At 64.4% G+C, this 21,693-nt stretch carries 16 protein-coding genes, 1 tRNA gene and 2 rRNA genes (1 of these 19 only partly in view); 12 read left to right on the forward strand and 7 right to left on the reverse strand.

Annotation, left to right across the window (positions count from 1 at the left end; translation table 11 throughout):
* The 3 genes from BMG03_RS02725 to BMG03_RS02735 form a co-directional block, all read left to right on the forward strand.
* Positions 1-1,856 (forward strand): 23S ribosomal RNA (locus tag BMG03_RS02725) (it extends 977 nt beyond the left edge of the window).
* Between the two features lie 88 nt (positions 1,857-1,944).
* A 5S ribosomal RNA gene (gene rrf / locus BMG03_RS02730) occupies positions 1,945-2,059 on the forward strand.
* Between the two features lie 195 nt (positions 2,060-2,254).
* Positions 2,255-2,331, forward strand: a tRNA-Met gene (locus BMG03_RS02735).
* A 642-nt stretch (positions 2,332-2,973) separates the two neighbouring features.
* Here the strand turns inward: BMG03_RS02735 and BMG03_RS02740 are convergent.
* Both BMG03_RS02740 and BMG03_RS02745 read right to left on the reverse strand, forming a co-directional pair.
* On the reverse strand, positions 2,974-4,893 hold the full coding sequence (locus BMG03_RS02740) for a DEAD/DEAH box helicase (protein ID WP_075777642.1): 1,920 nt from the start codon (positions 4,891-4,893) through the stop codon (positions 2,974-2,976).
* Positions 4,894-5,036: 143 nt separating this feature from the next.
* On the reverse strand, positions 5,037-6,065 hold the full coding sequence (locus BMG03_RS02745) for a sodium:calcium antiporter (RefSeq protein WP_075777643.1): 1,029 nt from the start codon (positions 6,063-6,065) through the stop codon (positions 5,037-5,039).
* A gap of 163 nt (positions 6,066-6,228) precedes the next feature.
* On the opposite strand from BMG03_RS02745, the gene xylB reads away from it, so the two are divergent.
* Entirely contained in the window at positions 6,229-7,665 is a 1,437-nt protein-coding gene (xylB, locus tag BMG03_RS02750) for a xylulokinase (RefSeq protein WP_075777644.1), read from the forward strand.
* Positions 7,666-7,708: 43 nt separating this feature from the next.
* Here xylB and BMG03_RS02755 read toward each other — a convergent pair whose 3' ends face one another.
* Positions 7,709-8,632 (reverse strand): aldose epimerase family protein, encoded by a 924-nt coding sequence (locus BMG03_RS02755; RefSeq protein ID WP_075777645.1) that lies wholly within the window; start codon positions 8,630-8,632, stop codon positions 7,709-7,711.
* Positions 8,633-8,944: 312 nt separating this feature from the next.
* Between BMG03_RS02755 and glpD the strand changes: the two genes are divergently transcribed.
* The 6 genes from glpD to BMG03_RS02785 all read left to right on the forward strand — a co-directional run bounded on the left by glpD (position 8,945) and on the right by BMG03_RS02785 (position 16,117).
* Positions 8,945-10,504 carry a glycerol-3-phosphate dehydrogenase gene (glpD, locus tag BMG03_RS02760; protein WP_075777646.1) on the forward strand — a complete coding sequence of 520 codons (1,560 nt, stop codon included), beginning with the start codon at positions 8,945-8,947 and terminating at the stop codon, positions 10,502-10,504.
* A 21-nt stretch (positions 10,505-10,525) separates the two neighbouring features.
* A complete protein-coding gene (gene glpK, locus BMG03_RS02765; RefSeq protein ID WP_077701070.1) occupies positions 10,526-12,013 on the forward strand; it encodes a glycerol kinase GlpK in 1,488 nt (495 codons plus the stop codon).
* 86 nt (positions 12,014-12,099) lie between these two features.
* Positions 12,100-13,515 (forward strand): allantoinase PuuE, encoded by a 1,416-nt coding sequence (puuE, locus tag BMG03_RS02770; RefSeq protein ID WP_075775755.1) that lies wholly within the window; start codon positions 12,100-12,102, stop codon positions 13,513-13,515.
* Positions 13,515-14,348, forward strand: a complete 834-nt coding sequence (locus BMG03_RS02775) for a bifunctional allantoicase/(S)-ureidoglycine aminohydrolase (RefSeq protein ID WP_075775756.1) — start codon at positions 13,515-13,517, stop codon at positions 14,346-14,348. The genes puuE and BMG03_RS02775 overlap by 1 nt, the downstream gene beginning before the upstream one ends.
* Positions 14,349-14,424: 76 nt before the next feature.
* The gene (locus tag BMG03_RS02780; protein WP_075775757.1) at positions 14,425-14,913 is read left to right on the forward strand and encodes an ureidoglycolate lyase; all 489 of its coding nucleotides are present in this window, start codon (positions 14,425-14,427) and stop codon (positions 14,911-14,913) included.
* 76 nt (positions 14,914-14,989) lie between these two features.
* Positions 14,990-16,117: a zinc-dependent alcohol dehydrogenase family protein gene (locus tag BMG03_RS02785; RefSeq protein ID WP_075775758.1), complete on the forward strand. Its 1,128-nt coding sequence runs from the start codon at positions 14,990-14,992 to the stop codon at positions 16,115-16,117.
* Here BMG03_RS02785 and BMG03_RS02790 read toward each other — a convergent pair.
* A complete protein-coding gene (locus BMG03_RS02790) occupies positions 16,114-17,004 on the reverse strand; it encodes a LysR substrate-binding domain-containing protein (RefSeq protein ID WP_075775759.1) in 891 nt (296 codons plus the stop codon). The two genes, BMG03_RS02785 and BMG03_RS02790, sit on opposite strands and share 4 nt — an antisense overlap.
* Positions 17,005-17,137: 133 nt before the next feature.
* On the opposite strand from BMG03_RS02790, the gene BMG03_RS02795 reads away from it, so the two are divergent.
* Positions 17,138-18,358, forward strand: coding sequence for an acyl-CoA dehydrogenase (locus BMG03_RS02795; protein ID WP_075775760.1), 1,221 nt, complete (start codon positions 17,138-17,140; stop codon positions 18,356-18,358).
* Positions 18,358-19,473, forward strand: coding sequence for a CaiB/BaiF CoA transferase family protein (locus tag BMG03_RS02800; protein WP_075775761.1), 1,116 nt, complete (start codon positions 18,358-18,360; stop codon positions 19,471-19,473). The genes BMG03_RS02795 and BMG03_RS02800 overlap by 1 nt, the downstream gene beginning before the upstream one ends.
* 131 nt (positions 19,474-19,604) lie before the next feature.
* Here the strand turns inward: BMG03_RS02800 and BMG03_RS02805 are convergent, their stop codons facing one another.
* From BMG03_RS02805 to BMG03_RS02810, 3 genes are read right to left on the reverse strand one after another with little or no spacing between them, the layout of a single operon-like run.
* Complete coding sequence (locus BMG03_RS02805; RefSeq protein WP_075775762.1) at positions 19,605-20,195, reverse strand: DUF1007 family protein; 591 nt, start codon at positions 20,193-20,195, stop codon at positions 19,605-19,607.
* Positions 20,192-20,992, reverse strand: a complete 801-nt coding sequence (locus tag BMG03_RS20620; RefSeq protein ID WP_075775763.1) for a hypothetical protein — start codon at positions 20,990-20,992, stop codon at positions 20,192-20,194. The genes BMG03_RS02805 and BMG03_RS20620 overlap by 4 nt, the downstream gene beginning before the upstream one ends.
* Positions 20,982-21,629 (reverse strand): HupE/UreJ family protein, encoded by a 648-nt coding sequence (locus BMG03_RS02810; RefSeq protein WP_075775764.1) that lies wholly within the window; start codon positions 21,627-21,629, stop codon positions 20,982-20,984. Before BMG03_RS02810 ends, BMG03_RS20620 begins: the two co-directional genes overlap by 11 nt.
* Positions 21,630-21,693: the final 64 nt, after the last annotated feature.

Below are 21,693 nucleotides of genomic sequence, written 5' to 3' on the forward strand. Positions count from 1 at the left end.
CTAACGTCCGTCGTGGAGAGGGAAACAACCCTGACCAACAGCTAAGGCCCCCAATTCATGGCTAAGTGGGAAAGCATGTGAGACTTCCAAAACAACCAGGAGGTTGGCTTAGAAGCAGCCATCCTTTAAAGATAGCGTAACAGCTCACTGGTCTAGTCAAGAGGTCTTGCGGCGAAGATGTAACGGGGCTCAAGCCATGAGCCGAAGCTTTGGATGCACAGTGATGTGCGTGGTAGCGGAGCGTTCTGTGATATAGAACGCTGCCTCCTTACTCCCCTCGGGGATATTGGAGGCAATGTTCTGACTGTGAAGCCGGGCCGTAAGGCATCCGGTGGAGTGATCAGAAGTGAGAATGTTGACATGAGTAGCGACAAACAGGGTGAGAGACCCTGTCGCCGAAAGTCCAAGGGTTCCTGCTTAAAGCTAATCTGAGCAGGGTAAGCCGGCCCCTAAGGCGAGGCCGAAAGGCGTAGTCGATGGGAACCAGGTTAATATTCCTGGGCCATGTGGTGGTGACGGATCTGAGCCGTTGTTCGATCTTATCGGATTGATCGGGCAGCCAACAGGTTCCTGGAAATAGCCCCACTATCGGACCGTACCCGAAACCGACACAGGTGGACTGGTAGAGAATACCAAGGCGCTTGAGAGAACCACGTTTAAGGAACTCGGCAAAATGCCTCCGTAAGTTCGCGAGAAGGAGGCCCGCTTCGTACGCAAGTATGGGGCGGGGGCACAAACTAGGGGGTGGCGACTGTTTACTTAAAACACAGGGCTGTGCGAAGCCGTAAGGCGACGTATACAGTCTGACGCCTGCCCGGTGCCGGAAGGTTAAAAGGAGGAGTGCAAGCTCCGAATTGAAGCCCCGGTAAACGGCGGCCGTAACTATAACGGTCCTAAGGTAGCGAAATTCCTTGTCGGGTAAGTTCCGACCTGCACGAATGGCGTAACGATCTCCCCGCTGTCTCAAACGTGGACTCAGCGAAATTGAACTGTGTGTCAAGATGCACACTACCCGCGGTTAGACGGAAAGACCCCATGAACCTTTACTATAGCTTCGCACTGGCATCAGGCATGTGATGTGCAGGATAGGTGGTAGGCTTTGAAACGGGGACGCCAGTCTCCGTGGAGCCATCCTTGAGATACCACCCTTCGCCTGCTTGATGTCTAACCGCGGTCCCTTATCGGGATCCGGGACCCTGCGTGGTGGGTAGTTTGACTGGGGCGGTCGCCTCCCAAAGTGTAACGGAGGCGCGCGAAGGTTGGCTCAGACCGGTCGGAAATCGGTCGTTGAGTGCAATGGCAGAAGCCAGCCTGACTGCAAGACTGACAAGTCGAGCAGAGACGAAAGTCGGCCATAGTGATCCGGTGGTCCCGAGTGGAAGGGCCATCGCTCAACGGATAAAAGGTACTCTGGGGATAACAGGCTGATGATGCCCAAGAGTCCATATCGACGGCATCGTTTGGCACCTCGATGTCGGCTCATCTCATCCTGGGGCTGGAGCAGGTCCCAAGGGTACGGCTGTTCGCCGTTTAAAGAGGTACGTGAGCTGGGTTTAGAACGTCGTGAGACAGTTCGGTCCCTATCTGCCGTGGGTGTAGGATACTTGAGAAGAGTTGCCCCTAGTACGAGAGGACCGGGGTGAACGGACCACTGGTGGACCAGTTATCGTGCCAACGGTAGTGCTGGGTAGCTATGTCCGGACAGGATAACCGCTGAAAGCATCTAAGCGGGAAGCCCCCTTCAAAACTAGGTATCCCTTGAGGGCCGTGGAAGACCACCACGTCGATAGGCTGGAGATGTAAGCGCGGCAACGCGTTCAGTTGACCAGTACTAATTGCCCGATTGGCTTGATTTGATCCGGTAGTAGCCAGACCTCTGGTAACCGATCAAACAGCATGCACAATACAAAGTGTACGACTTGAACTTCATCGCTTCTTCCTCGGTTTGGTGGTCATAGCACGAGCAAAACACCCGGCTCCATTCCGAACCCGGCCGTTAAGTGCCGTCGCGCCAATGGTACTGCGTCTTAAGACGTGGGAGAGTAGGTCACCGCCAAACCTAGAAAGAAGCGACGAAAAACTTCATCTCTCAAAAAACGATGACAAACAAAATCCCGATCGCAAACACTAAATGCCCTCGGGAACAAACGCGGGATCGAGCACCCCGCAAGCGAGACAAACTCTACTCGAGAGTTTGAAAAACGCGATCGCCGCGTCAGGCTCATAACCTGACAAAAGGCAAAAGCTCAACGGACGCGGGATGGAGCAGCCCGGTAGCTCGTCAGGCTCATAACCTGAAGGTCGTAGGTTCAAATCCTACTCCCGCAACCAAATCTTCTAAGTCATATCCATACGCTCACAGCCGCCTTCGGGCGGTCTCTTGCGTTGTGCTAAGCCCCCCAGAAGCAATGGGGAAGCAGGCGGAGTAGAATTCGACACCCCGCCCCCACGAAGGCGGGGTTTGTCATTTGTGCCATCCCTCAATCCCAGGATCGCACCCAACTCGCCATAAAGCTCAATCACATGGCCGCCGGGTGCGTCCGCGCCCGGGTGCAGAAAGATCCCCTCTATCGGGCCGCGCAGGATCGCCGTTGCCTCGCTGCGACTATCCTTGTCATTGAGCGCTGCCGTCAGATATTCCACCTTACTGCGGTAGACCGCGGCAAGCGCCGGGTGGATGATGACGGGATCGGGCGTTGGTATCGTGGCGAGCGTGTTCCGGAGCTCGGACTTACGGGGCTTACCTCGTCTCGGAGGCCAATAGTTGACCTGCACGGACGCATAGCAACACCAACCGGGCTTCGCTCGTAGCGAGGCGAAAGACCCGTGACAGTGATATTAAGGGGCATCAGGCCACGGAGGCTTCTGTCGCGTTCTCACAGTCTAAGGCGGTAAGGAGGCGCTGACCCGGGCGCTTCGGATCTGGTACGAAAAAGGCCTGCATCGCTGCGGGCCTTTTGTAGAATCACATCGTCACTTGCGCGGCTTTTTCGGGCCGCCGGGCTTGGGCTTTCCGCTTTTTCCCGGATGCGTCCCTTTGCCGGGGCCCGCGTATTTCGCGCGAGGTTTTTTCGGTTTCGCGCCGGCGCCGCCCTCGGGCTTGCGCTTTTTCGACGGGATATCCGCTAGGGCGGCAAAGACCGCCTCGTCATCCGGGCTCCAGCCGCTCGTCTTGGTATTGTCCGCCGGAGCGCCTTCAGTACGTGCGCCCTTGGGCGAGCCTTTGCGATGGGGCGCCTTGCCCGGGTGTTCCCCACGCTCGCCACGATGGGGCTTGCCCTGCGGTTTGTCGGCGCGCCGCTTTTTCGGCGGCGGGCCGAAATCGGGTTCACCATTGAGGGCGCGGGCCGTGATCTCGTCGGAGAGCTCGCCATCGGGACCAAGCGAGGCCGCGAACTTTGCGACGCTCTTCTCGGCAATCTCGACGAAGGTTTCGTCGTCGCGCACGCGGATCGCGCCGATGGCGGATTTCTCCAGATCGGCATGGCGGCGCAGGAGCGGCAGCAGCCAACGCGGCTCGGCTCGGTCATTGCGCCCGACCGACAGAGTGAACCAGCGGCTCGGACCGAATTCCTGACGCTCGGACTGGCCCTTGGTGTCGGGCGGCAGAAGGTCTTCGGGCGGTGCGTTGCGCGCTTGCTGCAGGCGTAGGAAGGCGGCGGCGACAGCCTCGGCCCCGTGCCTGTCGAGCAGCTTGCGCGCGAACGCCGCCTGATCCTCGGTGATCGGCTCGCGCCAATCGGGATCGGTCAGCAGGCGCTCTTCGTCGCGCGCGATGATCGACTCGGCAGAGGGCGGCACCGTCCATTCCGCTTTGATCTTGGCGAATTTCAGCAGGCGCTCGGCGCGTTTGACCATGCGAGGCGGCACGATCAGCGCGGACATCCCCTTGCGCCCGGCGCGACCCGTCCGACCCGAACGGTGCAGCAGGCTCTCTGTGTTCTGCGGCAGATCGGCATGGATCACTAGGCTCAGGTTCGGCAGGTCGATACCGCGTGCGGCGACGTCGGTCGCCACGCAGACCCGCGCCCGCCCGTCGCGCATCGCCTGCAGCGCGTGGCTGCGTTCGGCCTGTGACAGCTCGCCCGAGAGCGTCACGACCGAGAGGCCGCGATTGCCGAGACGGGCGCTGAGATGGTTCACCGCCGCGCGGGTGTTGGCGAAGACGATGGCGCTTTCGTCATGATGAAAACGCAGCAGGTTGAAGATCGCATGATCGCTGTCCGAGGCCGCGACCTTCAGCGCCTTATAGGCGATGTCGGAGTGCTGCTGCGCGGTGTTGATCGTCGAGATGCGCTGCGCGTCGTTCTGGAACTGCTCGGCCAGTTTCGCGATCATAGGCGACACGGTGGCCGAGAACAGCAGCGTGCGGCGCTCTTCCGTAGCGGAGCCGAGGATGAATTCGAGGTCTTCGCGGAAACCCAGATCGAGCATCTCGTCGGCTTCGTCGAGCACGACCGCGCGGATGTCGCCCAGGTCGAGCGCGCCGCGGCGGATATGATCGCTCAGACGGCCGGGGGTGCCGACCACGATATGGGTGCCGCGCTCGAGGGCGCGCCGTTCCTGCCGCGGATCCATGCCGCCGACGCAGGAGCTGACGATGGCGCCGGTCTTGCCATAGAGCCAGCGCAATTCCTGCATGACCTGGAAAGCGAGTTCCCGCGTGGGGGCCACGACGAGTGCAAGCGGCGTGCCGGCCGGGCCGAAGCTTTCGGCCTCGCCCAGAAGGGTCGGCGCGATCGCGAGACCGAAGCCGACCGTTTTGCCCGAGCCGGTCTGGGCAGAGACCAGCAGGTCCTTGCCCGCCAGCGCGGGATCGGTCACCGCGTCCTGCACGGGAGTGAGAGTGTCGTAGCCGCGCTCGGCGAGCGCTGCGGAAAGGGAGGGGATCATCGGAAAGTCGTCCAAGCAATGACGTAAGGGACGGGCCGCTCTGCTTCTGGCAGCCCGTGCGGAAGGCGCCTGCATAACGGTCCTTGCGGCAAATGTATATTGCCTATTTCGCGAATCCGGCCCTGAGAGGCAAGAATCCTTGGTCAGGCGAGGACTTGCAGCACCACTGCCGAGGCGTAGATCGCGACCAGAAGCAGGCTCTCGATCCCGATCCGGGCCGGCCCGTCCTTCTGCCGCAGGATCAATCCGCCCAGCAACACGCCCGTCATCATCAGTCCCGTCGCCAGCCAGTACAGATCCGGCATCGAGACTGCGTGGTAGAGCGAACCCTCGCGATACGCCCCGTCCGAGAAGACTAGGAACAGCGTGTCGAAGGTGTTGCCGCCGATAATGCCGCCGATTGCCAGTTGCAGTGCGCCGCGGCGGACGGCCGTCAGCGTCGTCACCAGTTCCGGCAGCGATGTTACCACCGCCGTCAGCAATGCGCCTACCAGCGAGGAGCTGAGGTCGAAACGTGTGACGAATTCCCGCCCCGCTTGCGAAATGACCCAGCCGCTGAGGCCCATGACGACGACGAGGCCGACGAAGACGAGGATCGGCCCGCGTGGTGAACGGTTCCTCTCTTCTTCGTCCTCGGGCTCGTCATGGCGGGTCTCGCGGGTTTCGACCGGTTTCCACATCGGCGTTTCCGACACCTGGGCTGCGAGCTTGGTGCCGCCGAGATAGGCGAGAAACAGGATCACCGAGGCCGGGCTGATGCCCCAGATCGCGTAATCGGGCGCGGCGGTCGCGGCGAGCGGGATCGACAGCAGCACGATCAGCATCACCGCCTGAAACAGGTTGGCAGGCTCCGCCGCCGAATGTTCGAGATTGGCCCGCCGGTGCAGCATGTCGGCCAGCGCCAGAAAGAAGGTCTGCGCGGCGATCCCGCCTACGGCGTTTGAGAAGGCGAAACTCGCGTCCCCTTGTGCGGCTACCGAGACGGAGACGACGATCCCCGACAGCGAAGTCGCGGCGCCCAGAACGATACCGCCCGCCAGCGCCTCGCCGATGCGGGTGCGATCCGCGATCACGTCGGCCAGCCCGGTCGCCTTGATCGAGGAGATGACGACGATCAACCCCGCAAGGGTGAAAGCGCCAAGCAGAAGAGGGGTCGAGAGAGAGGCGATCATCCAGGCTCCGGGGTCACTGTTCGAAAGGCAACCGCGCAATGCGCTCACGGTTCCGTTATGCGGTGCGACGGACAGGCACATTCGTGTGGGGTCGAGGAGTCGACATGCCCGCCAGAGACGTTAGGGTCGGCGCGAGACGAGTAGCGCGCGCGGGAGGACAAGCATGTTTATCGGATTGGATCTGGGCACCTCGGGGCTGAAGGGCCTCTTGATAGACGATGCGCAGCGCGTGGTGGCCGAGGCGACGCATCCCCTCACCGTTTCGCGCCCCCATGAAGGCTGGTCGGAGCAGAATCCCGCCGAATGGGTCGCGGCGATGGAGGCGGTGCTGGGCACGCTCGCGCAGCATGACCTCTCGCCGGTGCGCGGTATCGGGCTTTCCGGGCATATGCATGGTGCGACGCTGCTGGATGCGCAGGACGCGGTGCTGCGGCCCTGCATCCTGTGGAACGACACTCGCGCCCACCGCGAGGCGGCGTCCCTCGACGCCGACCCGCAGTTCCGCGAAATCAGCGGTAATATCGTCTTCCCCGGCTTCACCGCACCGAAGCTGGTTTGGCTTGCGAAGCATGAGCCTGAAATCTTCGCGAAGGTGGCGAAGGTACTGTTGCCGAAGGATTACCTGCGGCTCTGGCTGACCGGGGAACATGCCTCGGAGATGTCCGATTCCGCCGGAACCAGCTGGCTCGATACCGGTGCGCGTGACTGGTCGGACGCGCTTCTGTCGGCGACGGGGATGCGGCACGAGCAGATGCCGCGTCTCGTCGAAGGCTCGGACGTGTCGGGCACGCTGCGCCCGCAGGTCGCGGCACGCTTCGGCCTCCCGGACGGTGTCGTCGTGGCCGGTGGCGGTGGCGACAACGCGGCTTCGGGCGTTGGCGTCGGCGTCGTGGCGGCCGGACAGGCCTTTGTCTCGCTCGGCACTTCGGGGGTGCTTTTCGCCGCGGACGACGGCTATCGGCCCGATGCGGCGAGCGCCGTGCACAGCTTCTGTCACGCCCTGCCTCAGACATGGCACCAGATGGGCGTGGTGCTGGCCGCGACCGACGCGCTGAACTGGTATGCGCGGCTTCTGGAGAGCGACGCCAAGCAGCTGACCGAGGGCCTCGGCCCGTTGCGGGCGCCGGGCAAGGCGCGCTTCCTGCCCTATCTCGGCGGCGAGCGCACGCCGCTGAACGACGCGGCGATCCGTGGGGCCTTCATCGGGCTTGAGCATGCGACCGATCGGGCGGCGACGACGCGGGCCGTGCTGGAAGGCGTGAGTTTCGCGCTTCGCGATTGTCGCGACGCGCTGGCTGGGACCGGGACGCGGATCGAGACGCTGCTTGGTGTCGGCGGCGGGACGCGTTCGCGTTATTGGTGTGAGGCAATCGCGACGGCGCTCGATACGCCGGTGGCCCTGCCGGTGGCGGGCGACTACGGCGGCGCCTTCGGGGCGGCACGGCTCGGCATGATGGCGGCGACCGGCGGCGGGTTGGAACTCGCACGCCCGCCCGAGATTGCCGCGACGATCGAGCCGGTGCCTGCGTTGCGCGCGGCGTTCGACGAGGGCTATGAGCGATATCGTCAAGCCGGTGCCGCGCTGAGCGGTTTGACCTGACCCTGCGCGCCGCGCCTTTTCCGCTGGCGTGGCTTTCGCGGGCTCAGCCCGAGAACTGCAGGCGAATTCGGTTCACGTATTCCTTGCCGGGTTGCAGGATCGCGGACGGGTACTCGGGGTGATTGGGCGCATCGGGCCACGCTTGCGGCTCCAGACAGATCGCGTTGAAGCTATCACCCGATGGCGAAGTGTAGACCTGCAAGCCGGGCTGGTTGCTCAGCATCGTCATGCTGCGCCCCGAGGCCGGATCGTTCAGTGCCGCAATCTCGCGCATGGCGCCGGGACGCAGACAGAAGTTGTGATCGAAGCCTGCGCCATCCGGTCCCGGCACCGGGGCCGAATCGCGAAAGTCGAACCGGGTGCCTGCGACATCGCGCGGGGCGCCGACAGGCAATGTTTCGGAATCGATCTCCAGCACCTGATCGGCGTTGATCTTCAGCCGGTGATCGGCGATCGAGCCACCGCCGGCGAGGTTGAAATACCCGTGCGAGGTCAGCGAGACCGGGCAGGCCCGATCACAGCGCGCGCGATAGGTGATCGTCAGAGTGGCAGGGTCCGATAGCGCAAAGCTCGCCTCCGCCACGAGATTGCCGGGAAATCCCTGATCGCCGTCGCGGCTTTCGAGCCGCAGCGCCACCGCGTTGATCCAATGCGCGACGACCGTCCAGTCGCGCTGGTCGAAGCCCTGACCGCCGCCGTGAAGGCAGTTTCCGTTCTCGTTCGTATCGAGCTGGAACTGCTCGCCATCAAGCGTGAAGCGGCCCCCGGCGATGCGGTTGGAGTAGCGCCCGATTGTTGCGCCGTGGAAGCTGCGTGCGGTCTCTCCGGGATCGGGGCCGATAAGAATCTCGACCGGGTCGTCGGCGCCTGGCAGGACCAAGCTTGTCAGTCGTGCGCCTTTCGGGTCGATGCGGACCCGCATCCCCGAAGCAAGCCCGATCTCCAGTTCTGTTTCATGATCGAACATGCTCTTGTCCCGTCCGGTTCCCGACACGACTTACCTTACGTAAGCCTATTCGCACGTCACGACTTTAACCTCGATCAATCTCTTAGGCGAGTTAGCTACATCGTCAGTCGGCTGCCCGCCAAACGCGCTGAACGCCCCGAGTCTCACCATACAGCAACGCTGGCGTTCCTTAAAAGTTTCGTGATCGGTGTGGAGAATTTGGGGGCGAGGCGTTTTCACGCTCGATTATGCGCGAAAAGTGTCTATAATTATCAATAACGAAAAATATCGCGCCTAATGGTGCAGAAGCGATGGGCGTTAGGAGTGCGCAGAATGTCACAGGCAGTAGACCTCTTCGTGATCGGCGGCGGCGTGAACGGCTGCGGGATCGCGCGCGACGCGGCAGGGCGTGGCCTCAGGGTGCGTCTGGCCGAGATGGGCGACCTCGCGCAGGCGACCTCCTCGGCCTCCACCAAGTTATTCCATGGCGGGCTGCGCTATCTCGAGTATCGCGAGATCAAACTGGTGCGCGAGGCACTGTCCGAGCGCGAGGTGCTGATCCGCGCGATGCCGCATATCTCCTGGCCGATGCGCTTCGTGCTGCCCTACAGCGCCGACATGCGTTTCGAGAGCGATACGCCGGTCTCGAAGATGCTCTCGACCGTGATGCCGTGGATGAGGGGCAAGCGCCCGTCCTGGATGATCCGCTCGGGGCTGTTCCTCTACGATCATCTGGGAGGGCAGGGGCTCTTGCCGGGTACGAAGCGACTCGATCTGCGCAACACGCCCGAAGGCGCGCCGCTGAAGGATCAATTCGCTCATGCCTTCGAATATTCCGACGGCTGGGTGCAGGACGCCCGGCTCGTCGTGCTCAATGCGCGCGACGCCGAGGCGCATGGCGCCGACATTCGTGTGCAGACGAGGGTCGTCGAGGCGCATCGCGACGGCGGTCATTGGGTGATCACCACCGAGGGGCCGAACGGGCGCGAGGAGCATTTGGCCCGCGCCGTGGTCAATGCGGGCGGCCCGTGGGTCGAGCAGATCCTGAAAGGTACGATGGGCAGCGCCAGCCGCGAGCATATCCGACTCGTGCGCGGCAGCCATATCGTGACCCGCAAGCTCTACGATCACGATAAATGCTACTTCTTCCAAGGCACCGACGGGCGGATCATCTTCGCGATCCCCTATGAACAGGACTTCACCCTGATCGGCACGACCGAGGCCGCGCATGAGGATTCGCCGCTCGCCGCCGAATGCACCGAAGCCGAGCGCGATTACCTGTGCGAATTCGCCTCCGAGTATTTCAAGCAGGAAGTCACGCCCGACGATGTCGTCTGGACCTATTCCGGCGTGCGCCCGCTCTATGAGGACGGCGCGAGTTCTGCGACCGCGGCGACGCGCGAATACGTGCTCTCGCTCGATGCCCCGACGGGCCAGCCGGCGGCGCTGCATGTATTCGGCGGCAAGATCACCACCTATCGTCGTCTTGCCGAGGATGCGCTGGCCAAGCTGCGGCCGCATCTGCCCGGGATGGGCGGGCCGTGGACGAAAGACGCGCGTCTCCCGGGCGGCGATTTCGCCCCCGAAGGGGTCGAGGCCAAGATCGCCAAGCTCTCGCAAGACTACCCCTTCGTGGATCGCAAATGGGCCGAGCGGATGATCCGTCATTATGGCACCGAGGCGTGGGACATCTTCGGCGATGCCAAGGCGCTGGCCGATCTGGGCCGCGATTTCGGCGGTACGCTTACCGAGGCCGAACTGCGCTGGCTCGTCGAGAGGGAATGGGCCCGCAAGGTCGAGGACGTGATCTGGCGGCGTACCAAGCTGGGCTTGCGGCTCGATGCCGATCAGGTCAACTCTGTCGCCGCGTGGCTGGAGGAGCACGCGGCCTGAGGCGCGAAACGGGAGGACTTCATGACCCATATTCTGGCAATCGACCAAGGCACCACGTCGTCGCGGGCGATCGTCTTTGACGGCGCGCTGCGCCCGGTGGCGAGCGCGCAGCAGGAATTCACGCAGCATTTCCCGCGTTCGGGCTGGGTGGAGCACGATGCCGAGGAAATCTGGGAGAGCGTGCTGACGACCGTGCGCGGCGCCATCGAGAAGGCCGGTGTGACCGCGGCGGACATCTCCGGCATCGGCATCACCAACCAGCGCGAGACGACGCTGGTCTGGGACCGCGAGAGCGGCAAGCCGATCCATAACGCCATTGTCTGGCAGGACCGCCGCACCGCCGAATTCTGCCGCACCCTGCGCGAGGACGGGTTCGAGGAGACCGTGACCGCGCGCACCGGGCTGATCATCGATCCCTATTTCTCGGCCACGAAACTGCGCTGGCTTCTGGAGAATGTCGACGGCGCGCGGGATAAGGCCGAGGCGGGCAAGCTCGCCTTCGGGACCATCGACAGCTGGCTGATCTGGAAACTGACGGGCGGCACCTCGCATGTCACTGATGCCACGAATGCCGCGCGCACGATGCTCTACGATATCGCGAAAGGGCGCTGGTCGACGACCATCGCGAAGAAACTCGGCGTGCCGATGGAGATGCTGCCGGAAGTGAAGGATTGCGCGGCGGAGTTCGGTGTCACGCAAGCGGACCTGTTCGGCGCGGAAATCCCGATCCTCGGCGTCGCGGGCGACCAGCAGGCGGCGACGGTTGGGCAGGCCTGCTTCAAGCCGGGGATGCTGAAATCGACCTACGGCACGGGCTGCTTCGCGCTGCTCAATACCGGCGATCAGATGGTGCGCTCGGAGAACCGGCTGCTGACCACCATCGCCTACCAGCTCGACGGCAAAGTGACCTATGCGCTCGAAGGCTCGATCTTCGTCGCGGGGGCGGTGGTGCAATGGCTGCGCGACGGGCTGAAGATCATCGAGGCCGCCGACCAGACGCAGGCGCTGGCCGAGCAGTCCGACCCCGAGCAGGACGTGATCATCGTGCCCGCCTTCACCGGCCTCGGCGCGCCTTACTGGAACCCCGATTGCCGCGGCGCAGTCTTCGGCCTGACCCGCAGCTCTGGCCCGGCAGAGTTCGCCCGCGCGGCCCTGGAATCGGTGGGTTTCCAGACCCGCGATCTCTTGGAGGCGATGCAGGCGGATTGGTCCGACGACGCGCGCCCGACCCTGCGGGTCGATGGCGGCATGACGGCGTCGGATTGGGCGATGCAGTTCCTGTCCGACATCCTCGGTGCACCAGTGGACCGGCCCGAAGTGCTGGAGACGACTGCCCTCGGCGCGGCCTGGCTTGCAGGTTACAGGGCGGGTCTCTACCCCGAGCCGGAAGAGTTCGCCAAAGGCTGGGCGCTCGATCGCAACTTCGCCCCGCAGATGGACGAGGCCACACGCGAAGCCCGCTACGCCGCGTGGAAAAAGGCGGTCGAGGCCACCATCGCGGCGGTCTGACCTGCGGCGATGGGTCAGCCCCCCTTTCCCTTTCGCGTATTTTGCTCTTTCTTGTCCCGGTTCGACCCGAAGACAGGAGCCATTCGATGACCCGCTACCCTCGCGACCTGCGCGGCTACGGCCGCACGCCCCCAGATCCGCAATGGCCGGGAAAGGCGCGCGTAGCGATCTCGATGGTGCTCAACTTCGAGGAGGGCGGCGAGAACAATATCCTGCACGGCGATGCGGCGTCGGAGGCGTTCCTGTCCGATATCGCAGGCGCCGCGCAATGGCCCGGCCAGCGACACTGGAACATGGAGTCGATCTACGAATACGGAGCGCGCGCAGGCTTCTGGCGGCTGCACCGGCTGTTCACCAGGCTGAACGTACCACTCACGATCTACGGGGTCGCGACCGCGCTGGCGCGCGCGCCGGAACAGGTCGCTGCGATGAAGGAAGCGGGCTGGGAGATCGCCTCGCACGGCCTGAAATGGGTCGAGCACAAAGATATGGCGGAAGAAGAAGAACGCCGCCAGATCGCCGAGGCTATCCGCCTGCATACCGAGGTCGTCGGAGAGCGTCCGCGCGGATGGTATACCGGGCGCTGTTCGGCCAACACGGTGCGGCTGACCGCAGAAGAGGGTGGCTTCGACTGGATCTCCGACACTTATGACGACGACCTGCCCTATTGGCTGGAAGTGGGCGCGCGGGACCAACTCGTGATCCCCTACACGTTGGAAGCCAACGATATGCGCTTTGCCACGGCGCCCGGCTATATCGAGGGCGAGCAGTTCTTCCAGTACCTCAAGGACAGTTTCGACACGCTCTATGCCGAAGGGATGGACGGCGCGCCGAAGATGTTCTCGGTGGGCCTGCATAACCGCCTGATCGGGCGGCCGGGAAAAGTTGCGGGGCTGAAGCGCTTCCTCGATTACGCGCTGTCGCATGAGGGCGTCTGGTTCGCGACCCGTGGAGAGATCGCCGCGCATTGGGCCGCGACCCACCCCCACACGCGCCGCGAACGCCCGAGCCAGATGAGCCGGGACCGTTTCGTCGAAGTCTTCGGCGGCATATACGAACATTCGCCCTGGATCGCCGAGCGGGCCTTCGAGCTGGAGCTGGGCCCGGCCCATGACAGCCATGAAGGGATGGCCTCGGCGCTTGTCCGCATCTTCCGCTCGGCTTCGGAGGCGGAGCGTCTCGGCGTGCTGACCGCGCACCCGGATCTCGCGGGAAAACTCGCCCAGGCCAAACGTCTAACCGCAGAAAGCACCTCGGAACAGGCGAGCGCCGGGCTCGACGCGCTGACCGACGAGGAACGCGCCACGTTCGAGGCGCTCAACGCCGCCTATACCGAAAAATTCGGTTTCCCCTTCATCATCGCCGTAAAAGACAATACCAAGGCGTCAATCCTCCACGCCTTCCGCCGCCGGCTTGACCAGGGCCGCGAGACGGAATTCCGTGAGGCCTGCAAACAGGTCGAGCGGATCGCGTGGCATCGCCTGAACGCCATGGACCTTTGATGGAATACACCTATTACGCCCCGACGGGCGGTTTGCCCGATCAGAACCAGCGCGCCCGCGAGCGCGCGCAATTCAACACCTCCTACGCCGTGATCCCGCGCGGTGTGCTCTCCGACATCACCATCTCGCTGATGCCGGGCTGGGAAAACACCCGCGCCTGGGTGCTCGCGCGGCCGCTGTCGGGCTTTGCCGAGACCTTCGCGCAGCTGATCGTCGAAGTCGCGCCGGGCGGCGGTTCGGACAATCCCGAACCCGATCCCGAGGGCCAGGGCGTGATCTTCGTGCTCGCTGGCCACATCCGCCTCGTGATCGAAGGCGTTGGCCACGAACTGGACGCCGGCGGCTACGCCTATCTCGCCCCGGGCACGCAATGGTCGGTCGCGAACGATCAGGACACGCCCGGCACCTTCGTCTGGATCCGAAAGCGCTACGAGCGTGTGCCCGGCATCGACGCGCCGGAAAGCTTCGTCACCGCCGATCAGGACAAGCCGCCGCTCGAGATGCCCAACACCTCGGGCTACTGGTCGACCTCGCGCTTCGTCGATCCGAACGATCTGCGCCACGACATGCATGTCAATATCGTGACCTTCATGCCGGGCGGCACCATCCCCTTCGCGGAAACCCACGTCATGGAGCACGGCATCTACGTGCTGCAGGGCCGCGGAGTCTACCTGCTGAACCAGGACTGGATCGAGGTCGAGGAGGGCGACTTCATGTGGCTGCGCAGCTTCTGCCCGCAGGCCTGCTACGCCGCCGGTCGCCGTCCGTTCCGCTACCTGCTCTACAAGGACGTGAACCGCCACCCGAAGCTCGGCTCGCCCATCTCGAGCTGACCCTTTCGGCTTGGTCGAAATATCCCGGGGGTGAGGGGGCAGCGCCCCCTTTCTTCCGCCCGAACCCGGAGGCGCCATGCAGATCAAGGCCGAACCGCTGACACCCGAGGCGTTTGCCCCGTTCGGGGATGTGCTCGAGGCGTCCGGCGCGCCCGACAAGATCATCAATGCCGGGCTCTGTGGGCGCTACCATGATCGCGCACAGCTTGATTTCGGGGCGGAGTCCGGCGGGCGCGCCGGCCTCTCGATCTTCAAGGCGGAGCCGCGAACGCTGCCCTATCTTTGTGACCTGCTGGAGCGGCACCCCGAAGGCTCGCAGGCCTTCCTCCCGATGAGCGCGGACCCGTTCCTCGTGATCGTGGCCCCGGACGCAGGCGGCAAGCCCGGCACGCCGCGTGCTTTCCTGACCGACGGCGCGCAGGGCATCAACCTCCATCGCGGGACGTGGCACGGTGTCCTGACGCCGCTCGCAGCGCCCGGTCTCTTCGCCGTGGTGGACCGGATTGGCGAAACCGCGAACCTCGAAGAACATCCGCTGGACGCTCCCTTCACGGTCACCGTGTGACGCATCGTCAAAGAGGCATGGACACTTCCGCCGATCTTTCCCAATCTGCGCCAAATCGATTTGGGGAGGAGCAAGAATGAAAACGCGGATCGCACTTTTGCGGGAGATGGGCAAGGCGCGCCCCTATACCGACAGCCAGCCGCTGGAGATCGTCGAGGCAGAGCTGGACGATCCCGGCCCGGGCGAGTTGCTGATCAAGATGTCCGCGGCGGGTCTGTGCCACTCGGACCTGTCCGTCATCAACGGCGACCGCCCGCGCGACATGCCTGTGGCGCTGGGTCACGAGGCGGCGGGCGTTGTCGAGGCCGTCGGTCCCCATGTCACGCGCTTCGCGCCCGGCGATCACGTCGTCCTCGTCTTCGCGCCGTCCTGTGGCCATTGCGTGCCCTGCGCCGAGGGGCGGCCCGCGCTTTGCGAGCCGGCCGCGGTCGCGGCGGGTAAGGGCAGCCTGATCACCGGATCGAAACGCATCTCGGTCGCGGGCGAGCATGTGAACCACCATATCGGCGTGTCGGCCTTCTCGGATTACGCAGTCGTCTCCGAGGCGTCCTGCGTGAAGATCGACAAATCGATCCCCCTCGACCAAGCCGCGCTGCTGGGCTGCGCGGTGCTGACCGGCGTCGGCGCGGTGCTGAATTCGGGCGGGCTGAAGACCGGGCAAAGCTGCGCGATCATCGGCCTTGGCGGCGTCGGCCTCGCGGGGCTTCTTGGCGCGGTCGCGGCAGGCGCGCGCACACTGGTCGCGGTCGATTTGGCCAAGGACAAACGCGACCTCGCTCTCAAGCTTGGCGCGACCCATGCCATCGACCCGACCGAGGAAGGCGCGGTGCAGAAACTGCGCGACCTTACCGGCGGCGGCGTCGATCTCGCGGTGGAGCTGGCTGGCGCGGCTCCGGCGCTGCAATTCGCCTATGCCATCACCCGGCGTGGCGGCACGACCGTCACGGCGGGCCTGCCGAACCCGAAGGCGGAGTTCACGATCCCGGCCGTGTCGCTGACGGCGAACGAACATGCGCTGAAGGGATCCTACATGGGCTCCTGCGTGCCGGTCCGCGACATCCCGCGTTTCGCGCAGATGATGGTGCAAGGGCAACTGCCGATCCCGGACCTGATGACCCATCGCCTAAAGCTCGAAGACATCAACGAAGGTTTCGAGCGGCTCGCCGCGGGCGAGGCGATCCGGCAGGTTATCGTCTTCGACTAAGCGCCGATCTCGGCCCGCAACCAATCGCGGAAGGCGCTGACATGCGGCGCCTCCCGTGCGCGCTCGGGCAGGATCAGCGCGTAATTCTCACCGGTGGCAAACCGGCGCGGCGTCGCCTGCACCAGCCGCCCCGAGGCCAGCGCCCCTTGCGCGATGATCGCGGGCACCAGCCCCAGCCCCATGCCCGCGCTCGCCGCATCGAGGATCATGTCGAAATGATCGAACCGCGCGCCGCGGAGGATATGCCGCGCGTCGCGCCCGCTCTCGCGGAACCAGTCGAGCCAGAGCGTCGGGCGCGTCGACTGCTGCAAGAGGGGCAGCGCCAGCAGCGCGTCGTCCTCCAATTCCGCGCGCCCCGTCATCAGGTGCGGCGCGGCCACGACGATCAATTCCTCCGCAACGAGATTTTCGACCTCGGCCCCCGCCTGTTCATGCCTGGAGCGCATGATTGCCAGGTCGAATGGCTCCCGCGCGAAATCCACCGGCAGCAGTCGCGCGCTGAGATCGAGGCTCACCTCCGGCTGCGCGGCCTCGAACCCGGCCAATCGCGGGATCAGCCACGACCGCGCAAAGCTCGGCAGCACGGCCATGCGCAGCACCGCGCGCGCGCCGCCGAAGGCCATCGCCCCCATCGCGGCCCGGTCGATCTGACCAAGGATTTCTTCTGCCTGCGCAAGGAAAACATGACCTGCCGGCGACAGAGACAGCCGTTTGCGCACCCGGTCGAACAGCGCCACGCCCAGCCGTTCCTCCAACGTCCCGAGCGAGCGCGACACCGCCGATTGCGTCAGGTTCAACTCCGCTGCCGCCCGCGTCGTCGTGCCGAAGCGCGCGCAGGCTGCGAAGGCTTGCAGCTCGTTGATCGTAGGAGTGTAGCTTTTGCGCATGGTCGCGAGAGTGCTCCGCTGTGTCTTGCCGGATCATGCGAAAAACTCATCATCTTCGCAAATTTAATCGTTTGCGCCACGCGGCTCGATGCCTAGAGTTCGACGCAACGAAAGACAGATCCCGAGGACCGCCATGACCGACCGCCCCACGCTCAAAGCCAAGGATGCCCCCGATCTGGGCAAGTTCACCTGGGACGACGCGCTGCGTCTGGAAACCCAGCTGAGCGAAGAGGAGCGGATGCTGCGCGATGCGGCCCGCGCCTATGCGCAGGACAAGCTGCAACCGCGCGTGATCGAGGCCTTCGAGAACGAGACCACCGACCCCGCGATCTTCCGCGAGATGGGTGAGATGGGCCTCTTGGGCGCGACCATCCCCGAGGAATATGGCGGGATCGGCGCGGGCTACGTGTCCTACGGCCTGATCGCGCGCGAGATCGAGCGCGTCGATAGCGGCTACCGCTCGATGATGTCGGTGCAATCGAGCCTCGTGATGTATCCGATCTACGCCTATGGCTCGGAGGAACAGCGGCAGAAATATCTGCCGAAGCTGGCCTCGGGCGAGTGGATCGGCTGTTTCGGCCTGACCGAACCCGATGCGGGCTCGGACCCGGCGGGCATGAAGACCCGCGCCGAGAAGACCGACGGTGGCTACCGCCTCACCGGCTCGAAAATGTGGATCACCAACTCGCCGATCGCGGATGTCTTCGTCGTCTGGGCGAAGTCCGAAGCCCATGGCGGCAAGATCCGCGGCTTCGTGCTGGAGAAGGGCATGAAGGGGCTGAGCGCGCCGAAGGTCGGGCAGAAGCTGTCGCTTCGCGCGTCGATCACCGGCGAGATTGTCATGGAGGGCGTCGAGGTCGGGGAAGACGCGCTGCTGCCGCATGTCGAGGGGCTGAAAGGTCCGTTCGGCTGCCTCAACCGTGCGCGCTACGGTATCGCCTGGGGCGTGATGGGCTCGGCCGAGTTCTGCTGGCACGCCGCGCGCCAATACGGCCTCGATCGCAAACAGTTCAACAAGCCTCTCGCGCAGACGCAACTGTTCCAGAAGAAGCTCGCAGACATGCAGACCGAAATCACGGTGGGCCTGCACGCCGCGCTGCAAGTGGGCCGCCTGATGGACGCAGCCGATGCCGCCCCCGAGATGATCTCGCTCATCAAGCGCAACAATTGCGGCAAGGCGCTGGACATCGCGCGGATGGCCCGCGACATGCATGGCGGCAACGGCATTTCGGGCGAGTTTCAGGTGATCCGCCACATGGTCAACCTCGAGACGGTGAACACCTACGAGGGCACCCATGACGTGCACGCGCTGATCCTGGGTCGTGCGCAGACGGGCCTGCAGGCCTTCTTCTGATGGCCCCGCTGGAAGGTGTGAAAGTCGTCGAACTGGCGCGGATTCTGGCCGGTCCCTGGGCCGGTCAGGTGCTGGCCGATCTTGGCGCGGAAGTGATCAAGGTCGAAGCGCCCGAGGGCGACGATACCCGCCGCTGGGGCCCGCCCTTCATCGCGCGCGAAGGCGACGGGCCGGAGGGTCGCTCGGCCGCCTATTTCCACGCCACCAATCGCGGGAAGATTTCGGTCGTCGCCGATTTCCGTACCGAAGAAGGCCAGAAGATCGTGCGCGATCTGGTCAAGGACGCGGATGTGGTGATCGAGAACTTCAAACTCGGTGGGCTGAAGAAATACGGCCTCGATTACGAGAGCCTTTCCGCGATCAATCCGCGTCTCGTCTATTGCTCGATCACCGGTTTCGGGCAGGACGGCCCTTACGCGAGCCGCGCGGGCTATGACTTCCTGATCCAGGGCATGGCTGGCTGGATGGACCTGACCGGCGATCCCGAAAGCCAGCCGCAAAAGGTGGGCGTGGCCTTCGCGGACATCTTCACCGGGCTTTACGCGGTGATCGGCATTCAGGCGGCGCTCGCTGCGCGGGCGCGCACCGGGCGAGGGCAGTTGGTCGATATGGCGCTTCTGGATTGCGCGGTGGGCGTGCTCGCCAATCAGGGGATGAACTTTCTCGCCACAGGCAATGCGCCGCATCGCTTAGGCAACGCGCATCCCAATATCGCACCCTACGAGGTTGTTAGCGCCCAGGATGGCGATCTGATCCTCGCGGTTGGTAATGACGGGCAGTTCCGGCGCCTTTGCGAGGTTCTGGCCCTCGACCTTGCGGCCAACCCGGACTTCGCCACGAACGAGGCCCGCGTCGCCAATCGCGCGGCGATGCGCGAAACGCTTCTGCCAGCGCTCGCGCAATGGCCGCGCGCCGACCTGCTCGCCGCGCTCGAAAAGGCGACGGTCCCCGCGGGCCCGATCAACTCCGTCGATCAGGTCTTCGCCGATCCGCAGGTTGAGGCGCGCGGAATGCGGGTCGAGGCCGAGGGTATCCCCGGCATCCGCACGCCGATCCGTTTTTCGGACACGCCCTTGGCGGAACCAAAACCTGCTCCGAAATTAAAGGCCGACTAGCCTCTTCCTCTTGGTGGAAATATCCCGGGGGGTGAGGCGGGATCCGCGGCCTTCCAGTGGAAGGACGCCCCGCCGAACGCCCGAAGCGCAAGCGAAGGGCCATCAGCGCGGGGGCAGCGCCCCCTCCAAGTTCACCCCTTACAAGCCAGCGTCAGCGCAATCGGGATATTGTCCGGCCCGCCATGCACATCCGGCTGATTGACCGAGACGTTCGGCACGCAGGTCGCGCCGTCGGCCAAGCCGCGGATCACCACCGGGTCCGATTTCACCGGCACCAGTCCAGTCAGGTTCTCGGGGTCATACATCTCGATGCGCAGGTCGTTCGGGTCTTCGGGCTGGGCCAGGGCGAGCGCGAAGGCCATCGTGACGGCCCCATCCTTCACCGTCGCCTGAAAGCCGTAGATCTGGGGATCGGGCAGTTGCTGGGTCCCTTTCCAGAACCGGGTGTAGAAGAACGAGCCTTCCGAATTCTGCTTCGCCGCGTCTTGCAGCGGCGCCAGCTCGTCTCCGGTGAAAGCCCCGTCGCCATTTTTGTCGAAACTCTGGATCAGCCAGTCGGACACGGTCGGATCGAAGGTCCAACTCTCGCCGATATGGGTGACTTTGCCGCTCTCCATGCCGACAAGCAGACGGATCAGGATTTCGTCTTCCGGGTGGGCGTTCGCGAGCCCCGGCAGTAGCCCGATCAGACCGGCGAGGGTGAGAACGGTGCGGCGGATCATGGTTGGAAATCCGGTTTCTTGCTGCCGGGCGGGGCGGCGGGCGGCGGCGCGCCGAAGCTGGGGAAAGCATCGGCCTCGGGCACTGCGGTTTCTGCCGCGGGCGCGTTCTCCGAGGCGGCGGTCGAAGGATCTACATTCTTCGGCTTCAGCTTGCCGCCCATCAGTGCGACGCCTCCGTAAAGCAGTCCGATTGCGACCAGCCAGCTGCCGACGATCAGGCCTGCTATCTCGAACCATTGCGCCTGCCAGCTGCGCAGCACCAGATAGACCGAGCCGATCAGCCAGATGCCCAGGCCGATCCCGGCGAGGAAGACCCAAGGCGCACCGCCATAGCTCGGGTCGGACAATTTCACCGAGAGCGCATACATCACCCCCAGAACAAGTCCCGCTGGCACGATCAGCACGGGCCGCGACCAGCGCCCAAGCGCCAGCGTGGCACCGATGGCGATGGCCGAGATCGGCATGGTCAGGAAGTGATGCGTAATCGCGCCGGGGAGTTGTTGCAACGTGGCCATCAGCTCGATGCGGAAGGTGAAGCCGAGCGCGATCCCGACGGCCCAGAGCAGCGCCGCGAACAGTGCAGCGCGCCGCCCGACCAAGGCCAGCGAGATCCCGAAGCCGAATAGCGGGAACAGCCGCTCGATCGCGAGCGCGTCGCGTATCAGCCACGCCCCGGTCTCGCCGCGGTCCGCAGGCGGGATCAGCGCCAGCACGATCAGAGCGGTCAGCCCGGCCAGCACCCAGAGGTGACGCAGCCAGCTAAGGCCGGAACGGTTATGCGATACGTCAATGGCCAAAGAGGCTCAGCCCACCTTGCAGGAACCCGAGCTGAGATTGCAGGTAACCCAGTGCCAGCGCAAGGAAGCCGAGCCCGACCACAGCGATGATCGCGCCCAGCCCGCGCGAGAGCTGACCACCCCGGATCGGGTCGAGGACGAGACCCACGCCGACCCCGATCACGTGGATCATCCCGGTCGCCAGCACGAAGCCGATCGCGAAATCTGCCGGGTCGGCGGCCATCGGCAGCTCTGCCCCATGTGCGTAACCGTGGTAAAGCGCGAAGACCGAGATGATCGCGAGCGCTATCCATTCGTAGGGCTTCCATGCGGTGGCGATGGCGAGGCCGAGAACTACGATAGACAGCGCGATCCCGATCTCGATGCCGGGCAGCGGCAGGCCGAGAATGCCGATCACGCCACCTACGACCATGATCAGCGGGAAGGTCACCGGCAATTGCCAGACCTGACGTCCACCCATCTGCGCGCCCCAGAGGCCCACCGCGAACATCGCGAGGAAATGGTCATAGCCCGAGAGCGGATGCTCGAACCCTGCGGTGAAACCGCCCGAGCCGGTCGCGGTGATGTGGGCGGCGGCCACCTGCGGCAGCATCAGGGCGGCGAGGCCCAAGAGGGCGGCAAGGCGGCGATGGATCATGCGGAGGCTCTCTGTCCCGTGACTGTCGAGCGGCATCTTCCGGATCGTCGCGCGAAACTCAAGG

The sequence above is a fragment of the Thioclava nitratireducens genome, from assembly GCF_001940525.2.
Taxonomy (GTDB): domain Bacteria; phylum Pseudomonadota; class Alphaproteobacteria; order Rhodobacterales; family Rhodobacteraceae; genus Thioclava; species Thioclava nitratireducens.

Excerpts from the sequence above, each read along its gene's own strand:
- BMG03_RS02740 (WP_075777642.1), bottom strand. The coding sequence starts at position 4,893 with ATGATCCCCTCCCTTTCCGCAGCGCTCGCCGAGCGCGGCTACGACACT.
- BMG03_RS02745 (WP_075777643.1), bottom strand. The coding sequence starts at position 6,065 with ATGATCGCCTCTCTCTCGACCCCTCTTCTGCTTGGCGCTTTCACCCTT.
- xylB (WP_075777644.1), top strand. The coding sequence starts at position 6,229 with ATGTTTATCGGATTGGATCTGGGCACCTCGGGGCTGAAGGGCCTCTTG.
- BMG03_RS02755 (WP_075777645.1), bottom strand. The coding sequence starts at position 8,632 with ATGTTCGATCATGAAACAGAACTGGAGATCGGGCTTGCTTCGGGGATG.
- glpD (WP_075777646.1), top strand. The coding sequence starts at position 8,945 with ATGTCACAGGCAGTAGACCTCTTCGTGATCGGCGGCGGCGTGAACGGC.
- glpK (WP_077701070.1), top strand. The coding sequence starts at position 10,526 with ATGACCCATATTCTGGCAATCGACCAAGGCACCACGTCGTCGCGGGCG.
- puuE (WP_075775755.1), top strand. The coding sequence starts at position 12,100 with ATGACCCGCTACCCTCGCGACCTGCGCGGCTACGGCCGCACGCCCCCA.
- BMG03_RS02775 (WP_075775756.1), top strand. The coding sequence starts at position 13,515 with ATGGAATACACCTATTACGCCCCGACGGGCGGTTTGCCCGATCAGAAC.
- BMG03_RS02780 (WP_075775757.1), top strand. The coding sequence starts at position 14,425 with ATGCAGATCAAGGCCGAACCGCTGACACCCGAGGCGTTTGCCCCGTTC.
- BMG03_RS02785 (WP_075775758.1), top strand. The coding sequence starts at position 14,990 with ATGAAAACGCGGATCGCACTTTTGCGGGAGATGGGCAAGGCGCGCCCC.
- BMG03_RS02790 (WP_075775759.1), bottom strand. The coding sequence starts at position 17,004 with ATGCGCAAAAGCTACACTCCTACGATCAACGAGCTGCAAGCCTTCGCA.
- BMG03_RS02795 (WP_075775760.1), top strand. The coding sequence starts at position 17,138 with ATGACCGACCGCCCCACGCTCAAAGCCAAGGATGCCCCCGATCTGGGC.
- BMG03_RS02800 (WP_075775761.1), top strand. The coding sequence starts at position 18,358 with ATGGCCCCGCTGGAAGGTGTGAAAGTCGTCGAACTGGCGCGGATTCTG.
- BMG03_RS02805 (WP_075775762.1), bottom strand. The coding sequence starts at position 20,195 with ATGATCCGCCGCACCGTTCTCACCCTCGCCGGTCTGATCGGGCTACTG.
- BMG03_RS02810 (WP_075775764.1), bottom strand. The coding sequence starts at position 21,629 with ATGATCCATCGCCGCCTTGCCGCCCTCTTGGGCCTCGCCGCCCTGATG.